15 protein-coding genes are annotated in these 15368 nt (G+C 68.5%); 10 read left to right on the top strand and 5 right to left on the bottom strand.

Translation table 11 applies throughout. The features are described 5' to 3' along the window. The first annotated feature begins 474 nt into the window (after positions 1–474). The 5 genes from ON31_RS18185 to ON31_RS18165 all read left to right on the top strand — a co-directional run bounded on the left by ON31_RS18185 (position 475) and on the right by ON31_RS18165 (position 5250). Positions 475–2028, top strand: a complete 1554-nt coding sequence (locus ON31_RS18185) for a putative type IV secretion/conjugal transfer ATPase (RefSeq protein WP_228810388.1) — start codon at positions 475–477, stop codon at positions 2026–2028. Further along, complete coding sequence (locus ON31_RS18180) at positions 2025–2333, top strand: transposase (protein WP_039815235.1); 309 nt, start codon at positions 2025–2027, stop codon at positions 2331–2333. The genes ON31_RS18185 and ON31_RS18180 overlap by 4 nt, the downstream gene beginning before the upstream one ends. 89 nt (positions 2334–2422) lie before the next feature. Then, positions 2423–2971, top strand: a complete 549-nt coding sequence (locus ON31_RS18175) for a hypothetical protein (protein ID WP_255222159.1) — start codon at positions 2423–2425, stop codon at positions 2969–2971. Positions 2972–3007: 36 nt separating this feature from the next. Beyond that, positions 3008–4867 carry a type IV secretory system conjugative DNA transfer family protein gene (locus ON31_RS18170; RefSeq protein WP_039815234.1) on the top strand — a complete coding sequence of 620 codons (1860 nt, stop codon included), beginning with the start codon at positions 3008–3010 and terminating at the stop codon, positions 4865–4867. Continuing rightward, entirely contained in the window at positions 4864–5250 is a 387-nt protein-coding gene (locus tag ON31_RS18165) for a DUF4913 domain-containing protein (RefSeq protein ID WP_051037435.1), read from the top strand. Before ON31_RS18170 ends, ON31_RS18165 begins: the two co-directional genes overlap by 4 nt. Positions 5251–5387: 137 nt before the next feature. Here the strand turns inward: ON31_RS18165 and ON31_RS18160 are convergent, their stop codons facing one another. After that, entirely contained in the window at positions 5388–5942 is a 555-nt protein-coding gene (locus ON31_RS18160) for a hypothetical protein (RefSeq protein ID WP_039815232.1), read from the bottom strand. 468 nt (positions 5943–6410) lie between these two features. Further along, entirely contained in the window at positions 6411–7301 is an 891-nt protein-coding gene (locus ON31_RS18155) for a peptidylprolyl isomerase (protein ID WP_029924318.1), read from the bottom strand. 148 nt (positions 7302–7449) lie between these two features. Here ON31_RS18155 and hisS point away from each other — a divergent pair, with 148 nt between their 5' ends. From hisS to ON31_RS18140, 3 genes are all read left to right on the top strand, one after another. After that, positions 7450–8724, top strand: coding sequence for a histidine--tRNA ligase (hisS, locus tag ON31_RS18150; protein WP_039815230.1), 1275 nt, complete (start codon positions 7450–7452; stop codon positions 8722–8724). 211 nt (positions 8725–8935) lie between these two features. Beyond that, a complete protein-coding gene (locus ON31_RS18145; protein WP_039815229.1) occupies positions 8936–9583 on the top strand; it encodes a hypothetical protein in 648 nt (215 codons plus the stop codon). A gap of 193 nt (positions 9584–9776) precedes the next feature. Then, positions 9777–11801 carry a M13 family metallopeptidase gene (locus ON31_RS18140; protein ID WP_169335022.1) on the top strand — a complete coding sequence of 675 codons (2025 nt, stop codon included), beginning with the start codon at positions 9777–9779 and terminating at the stop codon, positions 11799–11801. A 55-nt stretch (positions 11802–11856) separates the two neighbouring features. Here the strand turns inward: ON31_RS18140 and ON31_RS18135 are convergent, their stop codons facing one another. Beyond that, positions 11857–12159: a hypothetical protein gene (locus ON31_RS18135; protein ID WP_147287154.1), complete on the bottom strand. Its 303-nt coding sequence runs from the start codon at positions 12157–12159 to the stop codon at positions 11857–11859. A 16-nt stretch (positions 12160–12175) separates the two neighbouring features. Here ON31_RS18135 and ON31_RS18130 point away from each other — a divergent pair, with 16 nt between their 5' ends. Both ON31_RS18130 and ON31_RS18125 read left to right on the top strand, forming a co-directional pair. Then, the gene (locus ON31_RS18130; RefSeq protein WP_039815224.1) at positions 12176–12922 is read left to right on the top strand and encodes a hypothetical protein; all 747 of its coding nucleotides are present in this window, start codon (positions 12176–12178) and stop codon (positions 12920–12922) included. Positions 12923–13181: 259 nt separating this feature from the next. Next, on the top strand, positions 13182–14564 hold the full coding sequence (locus ON31_RS18125) for an MFS transporter (RefSeq protein ID WP_039815222.1): 1383 nt from the start codon (positions 13182–13184) through the stop codon (positions 14562–14564). Between the two features lie 82 nt (positions 14565–14646). On the opposite strand, the gene ON31_RS18120 is transcribed toward ON31_RS18125, so the two are convergent. Next, positions 14647–15105 (bottom strand): hypothetical protein, encoded by a 459-nt coding sequence (locus ON31_RS18120; protein WP_039815220.1) that lies wholly within the window; start codon positions 15103–15105, stop codon positions 14647–14649. A 75-nt stretch (positions 15106–15180) separates the two neighbouring features. Next, on the bottom strand, positions 15181–15366 hold the full coding sequence (locus tag ON31_RS36770) for a hypothetical protein (RefSeq protein WP_147287155.1): 186 nt from the start codon (positions 15364–15366) through the stop codon (positions 15181–15183). Positions 15367–15368: the final 2 nt, after the last annotated feature.

The raw sequence follows: 15368 nt of genomic DNA, 5'->3' as shown, positions 1-15368 counted from the left end.
CCGGAAGGGGAGCGGATGCGCAAGGCGGAGCCGGGGCGGGAGCGGGCCGGGGACGCCGGTGGGCGACGGCCCGTCGAGGGGGATCGACGCGGCCGGGAGAACGGACGCGGGCGGGCCGTCGACGGCGACCGCGTGCACCTGGGTGGGCGCGCCGCCACACCCGGGCGACCCCGGCGGCCACGCCACGAAACCGAACCGGTCGAGCGGACCGGGCGGGGACGTCGCACCGGCCGCAACGCGGACAAGCCGGACCGGGCCGCCCTGGCGGCCGAACGGGCCGAGCAGCGGGCCAAGGCGCGCAAGGGCAAGGGCGGCAAGCCGAAGCAGTCCGGTCCGAAACTGCTCGACGATTCCACCCGCGCCCGGCTCGAGGCCGTCGCCCGGGAGAAGAACGGCCTCGGCGCGGCCTGGGCGGCGTTCCGGCTGCACACCGACGATCTGCGCCGCCGCAACTTCGCCGCCCGCGTGGAGCGCATGGAGTACGGCAGCCACGACGAATTCGACCGCACCACAGCCCAACTCACCGACCGCGGCTATATCGGCGAGGGCGGCGGCCGGATGAACGTGATCGGCCGCCCGGTCGAATACCGCGCCACCACCGCCCAGGTCGCGGGCCTGTGGCCGTGGTCGGTCGGCGCGGGCGCGCCGCTGATCGGCACCCCGCTGGGTTCGCACCTGCACACCGGCGCTCCGGTCTGCTTCGACCCCATGAACTGGTTCATGCGCGGCAGCTTCATCACCGCACCGAGCCTGTTCGTGCTGGGCCTCAACGGTTTCGGCAAATCCTCGCTGGTGCGCCGCATCGTGCTGGGCGGTGTCGCACAGGGCATCACCCCGCTGATCCTGGCCGACGTCAAGCCCGACTACCGCAAACTGGTGGAGTTGGTCGGCGGCCAGGTCATCGACCTCGGCTACGGGCACGGCAAACTCAATCCCCTGGCCGCGGGCGTGCTCGGCTCCATCGTCCCCCGCCTGTCCGAACTGCCCGCTCTGCAAACCCAGGTGGTGCAGGAGATGCGCGCCCGCCAGGTCACGCTCATCGCCGGTCTGGTCGAACTGGTGCGCGGCGCCCGGGTGCGCGACTACGAGGAAACCCTCATCTCCACCGGCCTGCGCATCCTCTACCGCGAGGGCAGCGGTTTCACCCCGGACCAGCCGCCCATCCTGGAGAACCTGCTCGAGGTCATCGTGGCGGGCGGCGACGAGCTGAAACTCGATGCGGGCGCGGACGACGACACCGAGTACCAGAATGCCATCAAGGGGCTGCGCCGCTCGCTGCGCGCGCTCACCCAGGGTCCCTTCGGCGCGGTCTTCAACGGTCACACCACCACGCCGATCGACACCGCGGCCACCGCCGTCTGCATCGACGTCTCGCATATCCCCAACGGGGACAAGAAACTCAAGGCCGCCGTCATGCTGGCCTGCTGGGCCGACGGTTTCGCCTCCGTGGAGGCGGCCCATGTGCTGGCCGACGCGGATATGGGTCCGCAGCGCTACTTCCAGGTGGTCATGGACGAGCTGTGGCAGGTGCTCGGCCTGGGCGACTTCATGGTCGACCGCGTGGACGAGCTCACCCGTCTGCAACGCAGTATCGCCACCGCGCTCATCATGATCAGCCACACCATCAAGGATCTGCAGGCGCTGGGTTCGGAGGCGGCCATCGCCAAGGCGCTCGGCTTCCTGGAGCGGGCGCGCGCCAAGATATTCGGCGCGCTGCCCGCGGAGGAGATCGCGCGACTGGATTCGACGGTGCCGTTCACTGCTGCCGAGGAGGAGATGGTGACCAGTTGGTCCGCGCCGCAGGCGCTGACGGGTGAGGCACTCAAACCGGGCCAGCACCGCCCGTCCGCACCCGGTACCGGCAAGTTCCTGCTGAAGATCGGTGAGGACCGGCGCCCGGGCATTCCATTCCACATGGAGTTCACGCCCTCGGAGCGGGAGAGCGGAATCCACGACACCAACCAGCGTTTCAGCGAGTTCACCGAATCCACCTCGCACCGTGGCTCGGACGAGGAGGGCGCCGCATGATGCCGCATCGGTCGTACCGAAGAGTCTCCCCGGAGGTCCGGCAGGCCGCCGTCGAACAGGTCATCGCGCTGACGGGCAAGCTACGCAGCGAATCCGAGGCGTGCCGGGTGGTTGCCGATCAGATCGGCGTGCACACCAATTCGGTGCGCAACTGGGTCCGCGCCGCCGAGGGGCCGGGCCTGGAGCGCATGGACGCCACCGCGCTGCGCCGCAAAGTAGCGCTGCTGCAACAGCAGTTGGCCGCCGCCGCCGAGATGAACCGGACCCTGGTCGAAACGCTCAACGATGCCAAGCGCGGCATATGACGGCATCCGACACCGGACACGCCGATTCGGGAAAACCGCAGGTATCGCCCCGCGACCGGCGGGGGCGACTAGCCTGGAACGGTAGTCCGGTGAAACGCGCGAACCTGGTGGTGATGCTGGTGGCGAGCGTCGCGGTGTTGGTCGTGTCCTGTGGTTCCGACGGCGACGATCCCGGATCCGCGCCGGGCTGGAGTCCGCCCACGTCCACCACCAGGTTGTTGGAGGAGGCCCCGGCTCCCGATCCGTCGACCCCGGAGGGGGTCGCGGTGACGGCGCTGCACGAGATATTCACCTGGCATCCCGCCACCGAGGGTGAGGGCGCGGCGCTGGCGCGGGCGCGGGAATGGCTCGGTCCCAGCTTGATCCGTACCCTGGACAGCACAGCGACCGCGGTCGAGACGCCGAAGGCGAGCGTGCGGTGGGCCGAGTGGAGCAGCGCCGGCGCCACCGTCGAGGCATTCACCTTCGCCTCCGGCGTGGCGGCACCGGGCACCGACCCGAACCGGCAGCAGTACAAGATCGGAATCGAACAGACCGTCGTGTACCCGGACGGGCGGCGCGAACCGCTGCCGTCGACGACGGTCGTCGCCACCGTCGTCCGCACCGCGGACGGCTGGCGGCTCGACGAATTCCGTTGAGCGGCAACGACTGACAGGTCATCCCAGGAGGCAGAGATGGCGAAGAAGAAAGTGCAGGATCCGGCCGTACCCGGTCCGGATGCGACCCTGTATCTGATCTACGCGGGCTTCGCGCTGTTCGGAACCCTGTGGGTGGCCCTGCAACTGGGCAATCAGCTCTCGACGCCCCCGCAGGATCTCCCGATCAACCCGATCGCCCTCGGCTTCGGGTTGGGCCGCGGCGAACTGACCTGGCCCACCGCGTCCACGGTCATCGTGGTGCTGGTGGTGCTCGCCGCCGTGACCTACCTCGTGGTCAAGCGGAAGATGAAGTCGCGCAAGTCCGTCGGCCGACTGGCGGTCGACGACAAGGCCGACCACATGGGCAGCGGCAGCGCCATCGGCCCGCTGACCGAGGCCGGGGTGCGGGACAAGGCCAAGCAGCTGGGCATGCGACTGGGGCGTGACGACACGCCGGGCGTCCCGATCGGCGTGGCCGTCGCGGACGGCCAGATGGTGTACGGCTCCTACGAGGACCTGCACGTCGACATCTGGGGTCCGCGCCAGGGCAAGACGACCTCACGGGTCATTCCGGCCATTCTCACCGCCATCGGTCCGGTGCTCACCACCTCCAACAAGCGGGACGTGGTGGACGCGACCCGGGATGTGCGCGAGGGCAAGGGCAGTCGTACGTTCGTCTTCGACCCGCAGGGCGTCGCGGACGAGGAACCGACCTGGTACTGGGACCCGCTGGCCTGGGTGGACGCGCACAGCCCCGGCTGCGAGGTGCGCGCGGTGCGGTTGGCCGGTCACTTCGCCGATGGCGACGACAGTTCCGGGCCGCAGGCCACCACCGACTCCTACTTCGACCAAGAGGCCGAGGACCTGCTCGCCGGTCTGTTCCTGGCCGCCGCCGTGGACAATCGCCCCATCATCCAGGTGTGGGACTGGGTCAACAACTGGCGTGACACCGAACCGGTGGAGTTGCTGCGGCGCGCGGGTCAGCACTTCATGGCCTCCGGTCTGGCGCAGCAGTTCAACGTCGACGACCGCACCCGCAGCGGCATCTTCGGTTCCGCCAAGAAGATGGTGCGCTGTCTGAAGCTGTCGAATGTGCACCCGTGGATCACGCCGGGTGACACCCGTACCCGGGACGGCCGCACCGTCAACCGGATCCAGTTCGACGAACTCGAGTTCATCGAGGGCAACGGCACGCTCTACAGCCTCTCCCTGGAAGGTCGCGGGTCGGCGGCGCCGCTGGTCAGCGCCCTCACCGAGGCCGTGATCGACGTGGCCACGCACAAGGCGTCGCGCTCGCCGGGCGGTCGCCTGCCCATTCCCATGCTGGCCGTGCTCGACGAGGCCGCGAACGTGGTGCGCTGGAAGGATCTGCCGAAGCAGTACTCGCACTTCGGATCTCGTGGCATCGTGGTGATGACGGTGTTGCAGTCCTGGGCGCAGGGTGCGCGCTGCTGGGGCGTCGACGGCATGGAGGCACTGTGGGCCGCGGCCAATATCAAGGTGCTGGGCAGCGGCGTGGACGACAACAAGTTCCTGCAGGAGCGCTCCGAGCAGATCGGCGAGTACGAGACCATCTCGGCCTCGGTCTCGGAATCCAAGGGCGGCAAGAGCTATTCCCGCTCGCTGAGCTCGTCGAAGACCTTCAATGTGCACGCCCTGGCCACTCTGCCACGCGGGCGCGCCATCGTATTCTCCTCCGGCACACCGCCGGTACTCGTTCGGACCGTGCCGTGGTGGGAGGGCGAGTACGCTGCCGAAGTGAAGAAGTCGATCGCTCACCACGATCCGTCTCCGCACAAGAAGACCGAGATCGCCGACCTCATCGGCGCTCCCTCGCTGATCAAAGCGCCTCCGGGGCAAGACGCCGGACAGATTGAGGAGGTCAAGCCGCTGTGAGCGAACAGCAGCAACAGCCGATGGTCTACTCCAGCGTGGTGGAGTTCGTGGAGAACTACCTATCCCTGGTGTACCGGCGGCAGGTGACCGATATCAGCGATACGGTCTGGTGCCCGGAGTGGTGGAAGCACGCGGAGGCGGTGGCCCGGCTCGACGCCATGTGGCGAGCATGGGAGCACTACCGCCTGGACGGCAAAACCGGTCTGTCGGTGTGGTTTCTGGATCATGCGGACCCGCATATGGCGAAGCTGTTCGACCCCAAGGGGCCGTTCAAGTATTGCAGTGTGCGCAACGGGCACAAGGATATGTTGACGCCGCTACCGCTGAAGTCGCCGCAGCAGGGCCTGTTCAGCGATCCGACCATGGGAGATTTCCGGATCTGAGCCGAGATGGTGCGACCGAGCGCCGACGCCGGCTGGCGGATCGTCTGTCGAGAACGGATCCGATCCGCCTGAGCGCTCCGTCGCACTCCCGACCAGTAACCGAAGAAGGAAGTAACCGAAGAAGGATCAGCGCCGCGTCAGGAACGTACGCGCTGTAGTCCTCGAGCTTCCTGTTCGCGAGCCCGCCGCTGTACCGCCGCGGCCTCCTCCTGTCGAGCCCGTACCGCGTCGGCCGCCGACTGCGCCTGCCCAACCTCGAGCAGCATCCGCACGGCGGCGAGCTCGGGTGCGATGCCCATGCGAGTCAGGTGCTGCGCCAAGGCGGCACGCCGCTCCACGGAGTCGTATCGAACCAACGGTTTGGACATCGCTGCCTGCGTGGCGGCCATGCGGGTGGCCTCGGCCTGCGCGGCGAAACGGTCCTTCTCCAGCGAAACGCCCTTGTCCAGCGGTGGCTTCTCGATCATGCGAGCGAGTTCCACATTGCGCGGATCCTTGGCCTTGGAGTCAGCGGCCTCCCGGAGCTGACGCTCACGGGCTTCCTTCTGACGGGCCTCGGTAACCTTGACGCGGGCTTCCGCTTCCTTCTGGCCACGTTCCCGGGTGCGCAGCGCGACAAGTGTCGCGAGCTGCAACATTTGCCTCATCATCGCCGCGGTTTCGCGGCCGATGTCGTCGAGTTCCTCGGCCATTGCCTGCTCCCCGATGCTGCAGTGATCACTATGGATGATTGTGGTGCTTCGTCACGGACATCGCCACACGAACGGTGGTTCGGGTAGCGGTGTCCCGCCTGCAAACGTGGACACCGGGAGCACTCGAGGCGCGGCACTTGCCCGGTGGGGGTCGCCCGATGGGATTACTACGCCGCTTCGTACTCCGTTCTATGAGGTTACCAGCGAGAACTCGGATACCGCCGTACGCGCGCGTCGCGATCCAGCATATATCGCACAATTCCGACATGAACCGGAAAACTTCGGATTTTCTTTGGTTAGGGAACCCTTACGCCGAAGGTTCGATCATGGGTTTCGGGCGGGTCGCCGGAAAAGAAACGGCCCCGGCGCACCAGGTGCGCCGGGGCCGAATGTCGCTGGTGGTCAGTCGATTCCGCAGTACCCACCGGGCCGTTCGATTAAACCCGTGAGCGGTACCGATCTGTCGGATCAGTCGATCTGCACCGACTCCAGGGTGACCTGTAGGTTCGGCTTACCGCCACCCGGGCTGGGCTCCATCGAGCCGTCGTCGCCGGCGGCGGCGATCTTGTCCAGGGTCTCCAGACCGGTCTCGTCGATGGTGCCGAAGATGGTGTACTGCGGCGGCAACTGCGAATCGCCGAAGACCAGGAAGAACTGGCTGCCGTTGGTGCCGGTGCCGTCCGGGCTGGGGCCGCTGTTGGCCATGGCGATGACGCCGCGCTGGTACTTCACCGGCACCGACTGGGCGGTCGGGTCGCCGGGGGCGTACTGGTCCGTCGGGTACTCGTTGTCGAAGGCGTAGCCCGGACCGCCCATACCGGTGCCGGTCGGGTCGCCGCACTGCAGGATCTTCAGCCCCGACGTGCTCAGCCGGTGGCAGCTGGTGCCGTCGAAGTACTTCTGGCTGGCCAGGCTCGCGAAACTGTTCGTGGTGCAGGGGGATTCGGCATTGTTGAGGGTCAGGCCGATGGGGCCCTGGCTGGTCTGCATGCTCACGCTCAGCGTGGCGTCGTCGCCGGTGGTCCGGATGCCCTCGGCGCGGGGCTTGTCCACCGGACGGGCCGCCTCGCCCGAGTCCCGATACGTGCAGTTCACCAGTTCCGGCTTGGGCGTGGCCGACGGGGGCGCCGATGCCAGCGACGCCTCCGGGGTCTCCGACGTGGTAGCGGTGGTGGCCGTATCGTCGTCACCACGGGTCAGGTAGTAGATGCCGACACCCGCCGCCACCGCCACCACGACACCCAAGGCCGATGCCGCGATGGTGAGCTGCTTGCGCTTGCGGGCCCGCGCGGCCCGATTGGCCAGTTGACGCTCCAGCTTGCGTTTCGCCGCAGCGCGTCGCTGTTCATTGCTCGGCACTAGGTGGTCCCTCCGTGGTCGGTTGTATCGGCATAAGAGTGTGCCATCAGTTCCTGAGGCCATCCTGTACAACCGCCGCACGAGCCCGTGAGGTCGGGCCGGGTAAACCGGTTGGACTTGCGAAATACCGGTTTGGAAGACTGGAGACGTGACCGATACCAGCAGCTTCAAGGCCCCGAAGGGTGTCCCCGATTACCTGCCGCCGACCTCGGCGGAGTTCGTCGCCGTGCGCGACGGGCTGATCCGCGCCGCGCGACTGGCCGGGTACGGGCATATCGAGCTGCCGGTGTTCGAGGAGACCGCCCTGTTCGCCCGGGGTGTGGGCGAGTCCACCGACGTGGTCAGCAAGGAGATGTGGACCTTCGCCGACCGCAAGGGGCAGAGCTACACGCTGCGTCCCGAGGGGACGGCCGGGGTGATGCGCGCGGTCATCGAGCACAATCTCGACCGTGGGCAGCTGCCGGTGAAGCTCTGCTACGCCGGGCCGTTCTTCCGCTACGAGCGGCCGCAGGCCGGTCGGTACCGTCAGTTGCAGCAGGTCGGCGTGGAGGCCATCGGGGTGGACGATCCGGCCCTCGACGCCGAGGTCATCGCCATCGCCGATGCCGGATTCCGCGCGCTCGGACTGACCGGGTTCCGGCTGGAGATCACCTCGCTCGGTGACGAGACCTGTCGTCCGCAGTACCGGGAGCTGTTGCAGGAGTTCCTGTTCCGGCTGCCGCTGGACGAGGAGACCCGCCGCCGGGCCGAGATCAACCCGCTGCGCGTGCTCGACGACAAGCGGCCGCAGGTGAGGGAACTGGTGGCCGACGCGCCGCTCATGATCGACCACCTGTCCGAATCGGCGAAGGCGCACTTCGACCAGGTGCTCGGCCTGCTCGACGCGCTCGGGGTGCCGTATGTGGTGAATCCGCGCATGGTGCGCGGACTCGACTACTACACCAAGACCACCTTCGAATTCGTGCACGACGGGCTGGGCGCGCAGTCCGGCATCGGCGGCGGCGGCCGCTACGACGGGCTGATGGCCCAGCTCGGCGGGCAGCCGCTCTCCGGTATCGGCTTCGGTCTGGGTGTGGACCGCACGGTGCTGGCCCTGCGGGCCGAGGGCAAGTCGGCCGGTGACGCCGCCAGCTGCGACGTCTACGGCGTCCCGCTCGGCGATATCGCCAAACAGCACCTGGTGGTGCTGTCCGCGCGACTGCGCGCGGCCGGAATCCGCACCGACCTGGCCTACGGCGGCCGCAGCATGAAGAGCGCCATCAAAGCGGCCGACAAGTCCGGCGCCCGCCTGGCGCTCGTGCTCGGCGACCGCGAGGTGGCCGACGGCGAGATCGGCCTCAAGGACCTGCGCACCGGCGAGCAGCGCCAGGTCGCCCTGGACGATGTGGTGGCGGAGGTGACCGCGGCGCTGGCCACCGAGTGATATTCCGGCGGTCGGCGTGGGTTTTTCGTGGCGCCGAGTGGTGCGGTGGGCGTGGGTTGTTCGTGGAGCCGGGTGAACGCGGGCGTGGGGGTTTTCGTGGTGTCGGGGTGAAGGTGGGCGCGGGCGGTGGGGATGCTGGTAGCGTCCCGGTCGGTGTGCGGACCGCTGTGTCCGCGCGGACGTACACCCTCACCTGGACGAATGCGCACCCGTGACTGAACAACCGAATGTCGAGCCCACCCCGGCGGTGGGGCTGGACCTCATCGCTCCCGAGATGTACGCCCCCGCGCTGCGCCGTTTGGCGCTCGCCGCGCTGGGGGTGGGGATAGGCGTCGGGCTGCTCTCGGCTCTCTTCGTGAGCTGGCCGATCGCGCTGGCGGTGGCACTGGTACTGGGGGTGCCGACCGCCCTGTACGCACTTGCCGCGCAGCGCCGCCGAATGTCGCTGGCGGGCACCGTGATCCATGCCCAGACCTGGCGCGGGGAACATACGCTCGATATCGCGGCCGCCACCGGTGTGGAGGTGCTGGTCTACTCCGGCCGCCTCAGCCGGGTGGTGCTGCGCGTCACCGCCGCACCCGACACCCGCATCATCCCGCTGGCCATGTACACCGATGCCGGGGGTGGCCGCGAACTCCACCTGCTCGGGCTGCGCCGCCTGGCCGACGCTCTGGCGGCCTGCCCGCTGGCCGCCGCGCTGGCCGTATCGGGCGTGCTGGTGCACCAGCTGCGTGCCGAGGCCCGCGACGCGGTGGCCGAGGAACGGCCCCTCTACCGTGCCGCCCGCATGGTCCGTGACCGCGACGCGGTGCAGCCGGTGGTACTCAGCGATCGCGATATCGCCGAACTCGTCAAATAGTCGAACAGTCCAGCCGTAGAGAGCGAAGCAAGCCCAGCCGCCGTGGCGCGATCAGACTCGGTGCGGGATCAGGGTCGGGTCAGGGTGGAGATCATCCGGCAGCCCGATCCCACCGCGACCCGCCGTCCTTACTGTCGTGAATATGACTGGGCGCGACAGAGTTTCGGGAGAACATCCGCACAGACCCTGCCGGTTGGACCGGCGTCGGTTCCTCGGCACGGCCGCGGCGGTACCGCTGCTGGTGGCCTTGGCCTCATGTTCGTCGGCCGCACCGCGCCGTTCGACCGGACCGGATCTGACCGGAATGGACCCGGCCGTCCGACCGCAGGACGACCTGTACCGGCATGTGAACGGCGCGTGGCTGCGCGAGGTCGAACTGCCACCCGACAAACCGGCCTACGGCGCGTTCGAGGAACTCATCGACGGCACCGAGGATCGGCTGCGGGAACTGCTGGAGGAGCTGTCGGGGTCGCGGCGGGGTACCGACGAGCAGCGGCTGCACTACCTCTACCGCGGCTTCCTCGATACCGCCGCCCGCGATCGTGCCGGTATCGAACCCCTCGCCGATCTGCTGTCGGAGATCGAGAAGGCCACGGACAAGACCGATCTCGCGCGGGTCGCGGGTAAGCTCACCACCCTCGGTGTGCCCGGCCCGATCGGCGTCCGCATCCAGCCCGATCGCAAGGATCCGAGTCGGCACCGGGCCTACCTCGTACAGTCCGGACTCGGCATGCCGGACCGATCCTTCTACCTCGACGCCGAATACGACGCCCAGCGCGGCGCGTACCGCACCTATCTCGAACGCATCGCCACCGCGGCGGGTATGGCGGCCCCGGCCGAGATCGCCGCCCGCACCCTCGCGTTGGAGACCGAGATCGCCCGCGGCCATGTGGAACTGGTGGAACTCATCGCGTCGCTATCCTCCTACCAACCGTATGCGTGGCGGCAATTGCCGGAACTGGCACCGGGATTCGACTGGGACGCCTGGCTGGCCGGAGTGACCGACGCACCGGCGGCGTTCGACACGATCGTGGCCGATCAGCCCGGTCACCTCACCGCGATGGCTCGCCTCTGGGCCGCTACCGATCCGGCCACGCTGCGCGACTACCTGCGGCTGCTGGTCGTCACCCGCTACGCGCCCACCCCGTCCACCTCTTTCACCGAGGCCCACTTCGAGTTCTTCGACCGCGCCCTGCAAGGCACCCGGCAACCTCGGGAACAGTGGCGAACCGCTCTGCGAGTGATCCGGGAACGGCTCGGTGACGCACTCGGCCGCCGGTACGCCGAACGGTATTTCCCGGCCGAATCCCGCGCACTCGTCGAGGAGTTGGTCACCGACCTGCTCAGCGCCTATCGCACCGCGTTGTCGGAGACCACGTGGATGTCCGAGGCCACGCGCCGGGAGGCGCTCGCCAAGGTGGACCGGGTCGTCCCGCTGGTCGGCTACCCGGAGAACTGGCGCGACTACAGTGGTCTCGACCTCCCCGACGGCCCGCTGGTCGCCGCCCTGCGCGCCGCCGACGCCTTCGAATTCCGCTGGCAGCTGGCCAAACTCGGCCGCCCGGTGGATCGTGCCGAGTGGAGTATACTGACCCCCGCCGACGTGAACGCCAGCTACAGCTGGGAACTGAACCACATCTGCCTCCCGGCGGCCATCCTGCAGCCCCCGTTCTTCGACCCGGACGCCGACGCGGCGGTGAACTACGGCGGCATCGGCATGGTGATCGCCCACGAAATGGGTCACGGATTCGACAGCGGCGGCTCGAAATTCGACGCCGGCGGCAGTCTGCGCGACTGGTGGACAGCGGCGGACAAGGCCGCGTTCGAGGCCAAGACCCGGCTGGTGGTCGAGCAGTACGATCCGCTGGTGCCGGCGGGGCTCGCCCCGGAGCACCATGTCGACGGGGCGCTCACCGTCATCGAGAATCTGGCCGATCTGCGCGGTATGGCCACGGCGCTGGCCGCCTTCCGACTGGCCGAACGGCGGCGCGGCAATGCGACCCCCGACTACCGTCCGGTCTTTCTCGCCTACGCCCGCATGTGGCGGTCGGCGGCGAGCCCGGAGTACACGGCCACCATGCTCGCCCTCGACTCGCACTCACCCGCTGAATTCCGGGTGAACCAGGTGGTCCGCAATATGCCGGAGTTCTACACCGCGTTCGAGGTGCGGTCGTCGGATCGGCTGTATCTGGCGGAGTCCACGCGCGTCGCCATGTGACACTCCGCGGGGTGATTGGCCGATCGTGTCGCAGGGGTGGGGGAGAATCGGCACATCACCGCCCGTCGAAAGGATCGCCCGTGCGCAGCCACCCGCCGAGTCCCACCCGCCGCACCCGCGAGTCGGAGGCGTAGGCGACGGTGGCGGTGTTCGACGCGCAGGCGCTCATCGATTCCGGCCGGCGCCGCATCTGCGAAGGATGCGGTTTCCTGGTCGGGACGAATACGCCCCGCTGTCCGCGCTGTGGGCATACGGCCGCCGCCCCGCCGACGTCGGACCAGCCGACGACACCGGCCCGGTCGACGACCAGGACCCAGTCGAGGACGAGCGCCCAGCCGACGGGATCGGCCCAGCCCACGGCACCCACTGGTCGGGTGCCCCGCCAGCGCTCCACGGCTGCTCGCAAGCGGGCGGCCCGGTTCGACGCCGCCGTCGGGGACGGCGAAGTCACCGAGTACGGGCTCGGCGGTATGGCCGGGGTGCCGGACCGCACCATATGGATCGTCTCCCACGGCACTCCGAAGACCCAGGGCTCCATGGTCGCGATCGGCCCCGGTCAGCTCCGGGCCGCCGACAAGGATATGTACGTCTGGCGCGACACCATCGCCGCGGATGCCCTGCTCCGAGTGGGCATCCGCTGGCAGCCCATCGACGCACCGGTCCATATCGACGTGTGCTTCACCCTGCCGTTCCCGCAGCGCTTCGAGGACCAGTCGGAGCGGATCGCCGGACTCGACCCCGAGTGCCCGCCCCGCATCCCCGCCATGCAGACGCCCGACCGAGACAAACTGCTGCGCGCGGTGCAGGACGCGCTCTCCCTGCCGAATCCGGGCAATCGCAGCGAGGCCGAATCCCAGGGGATGGCCAGCCGCTTCAAGCTGGTCACCGACGATTCCCGCTTCGTCTACGGCTCGGAGGCGAAAACCTATCCGCGCCCGGGACATACGCATTCCTGGGCGCTGGACCGGCCGGGCGCGGTGATCCGCCTGACCATGATCGACGCCGATGTCGACCCCATGCCCCGGCCCACGCTGCGCGACCCCGGCGCGCTCCCACCCCGGGTGGCGGCGCTACACGAGGAGGTCGTGCGCCGCAATCGCCTGTCGAACCTGGGCGGTTAGCACCGGTTCGGCTCTACTGCTCGTCCTGGGTCGTTCCCGACGCGCTACATCCTTTCGGGAAACGTAGTATCCTCGTGCGAAACAACAGCCCGGCGGGCGAGATGGCAGGCCGGGTCTCGTGGTCACGGACACGTGCCGTGACGTCAGCACAGCCAGGAATCGGAATCACTTGTTCAACAGAGATATTCGACGATTCGCCTGGACGGGTCGGTCCTCGGAACCGCGACGCCGGCCACCCTTCCGGGCAGCAGCCGATTCCATGGCCGAATCCGTCTCCCCGGTGGACTCCGCTTCCACCCCGAACGGCTCCGTCGACATCGTCGTGTCCTCCGGCCGTCCGTCCCGCATCGTCGATCTGACGAAGGCCGCGCCACTGGGATGGTGGCCCGCCATCGCCGTCGGGCTCGTCGCGTTCATCGATCGGTTCGAGATAAATCTGATCGCGGGGGCGCTGCCCGCGATCCAGGCCCACTTCGGGTTCGGTGACACCGCCGCGGGAGCGATACCGACGGCCGCGAGTATCGCGGGTGCCGTGCTCCTGCTGCCCGCTGGGCGTCTCGCCGACCGTGCGCCGCGCGTCGCCACCATCTCGATCGTCGTCCTCGTGTGGTCGCTGTGTTCCGTCCTGAGCGGCCTGGCGACCACATTCGTACTGTTCTTCCTCGTGCGCGTGCTGATCGGCGCCGCCGGACAGCTCTACAACCCGCCCGCGTCCAGCTTGCTCGCCGACTACTATCCGGCTCGCAGCCGCGGCAAGGCGTACGGGTTCGAGCGCGCAGGCTACTACCTGGGCCTGCCGACGGGCGTCATCCTCGGCGGGGTGCTGGCCGAGGCCCTCGGGTGGCGCATGGTGTTCTTCGTGGCCGCCCTGCCCGGCCTGGTGGTCGCGGCGTTGGTGCTCACCGTCCGGGAACCGTTGCGGGGCTTGGGGGATCGCCTCGACCAGTTGCGCATCGGCGAGTCGGTGACAGTCGGCACGCCCACGCCTTCGGTCTCGCTGCTCCGGGAAGCGCGGGAACTACTGAGCATCAGGACGCTGGCCGGAGTGATCATCGGCCAAGCCCTGCTCTCGCTCGGAATCGGGGGTGTGTTCTATTGGCTCCCGACACTGCTCGAGCGTACCGAGGGGCTCGGCTACGACACCGCTTCCGGGCTCGCGGGAGCGATCGGCGGTACCGGCATTGTCGTGGGCATCATCGCGGGCAGCAGATTCGGCGACCGTGCCCATGCCGTCCGGCCCGGCCGACGGATCACCGTCGCCACCGTTTTCCTGCTGACCGGCGCCTTCGCCCTCGCGGGCGCTCTGCTCACGCCCGGTGTTCCGGCGCGTGCCGCCCTGGTCGCTCTGGCCTGCGGCGGATTCGCCGGTGCGATCCCCAACCTCACCGCGGTGTCGGCCGATGTGGTCCCCGCCGTCCGCCGCGGCCTGGGATTCGCCCTGCTCACCTTTCTCGTCACCCTCGGTGGCGCACTCGGCCCATTCTTCGTCGGCCTGACCTCCGATCTGGTGAGCGCCGCCGGCTACGGCGGCGAACCGCTCGTCCCCGCCATGCTGGTCCTGGTACCAGCGATCTTCATGTCCGTGGTGGCCCTGCTGCGGATCGGCGACCGCTACGAACTCGACGCACGCGCCGCCGGGTGAGAAGGCCCTCGATGAAGCTGTCGACCGCCATGCACGCCTTCGCACAGCGAGCGGCTGCGGAGACAGAACCTGCCGGTGGGAACTAAACGGCCCACGGATCCCAGGGCTCGGGTACGACGATCTCAGCGGCGACCGGGTCGTCGAGTTCATAGCTCGCATCCGCACGTTCACCGAGCAATCCGCTCAAAACGGTGTCGAGCAATTCCAGATGCTGCTGCCGCAGTATGCGGGCGGGGCCCTGCATGCGGGCACAGCCGTCGGTGACGGCGTCCGCGATGCCGACGTCTTCCATGGCCCGCACCAGCAAGCTGACTTCCATGTAGCCGTCGAGCGGCGTACCGATCGCGCGATACGACCGGGCCGTCTGGAGCAGAAACCGCAGCAGGCCGCGTCGGCGAGTGTCACCGGAACCCGACATGGGATCGGGCAGCCCGAGATCCACGCCGAACAGCTTCTCGAGACCGGCGAGGTAGGCCAGATGAGCCTTCGAGCGGATGACCGCGTCGGGTGACCAACCCTCATACGCGGCCTCGGCCTCCACTCCGGTCTTGCCTTCGAGCGTCGAGAACTCTCCTACCGCATCCAGGTAGGCACCCAGCAGTACGGATCGGTCGTCTCAGCCGGTTGAAATAGCCGGACCATGACCGACCTCGACCCGACCGAACTCACCCCCGAAACCGCCCGTCGGCTCTTCCCGGTTGGCCAGCACGTAACCGGCAGGGTCACGCTCGGCCAGGGCGGAGATCTGCACGGCCAGAAGCGGGTTATCGCCGAGTAGTTCTGTGAGACAACCGATCTTCATGG

The organism is Nocardia otitidiscaviarum NBRC 14405 (assembly GCF_000308635.1).
Taxonomy (GTDB): domain Bacteria; phylum Actinomycetota; class Actinomycetes; order Mycobacteriales; family Mycobacteriaceae; genus Nocardia; species Nocardia otitidiscaviarum.
This window is presented reverse-complemented; position numbering and strand designations above follow the sequence as displayed.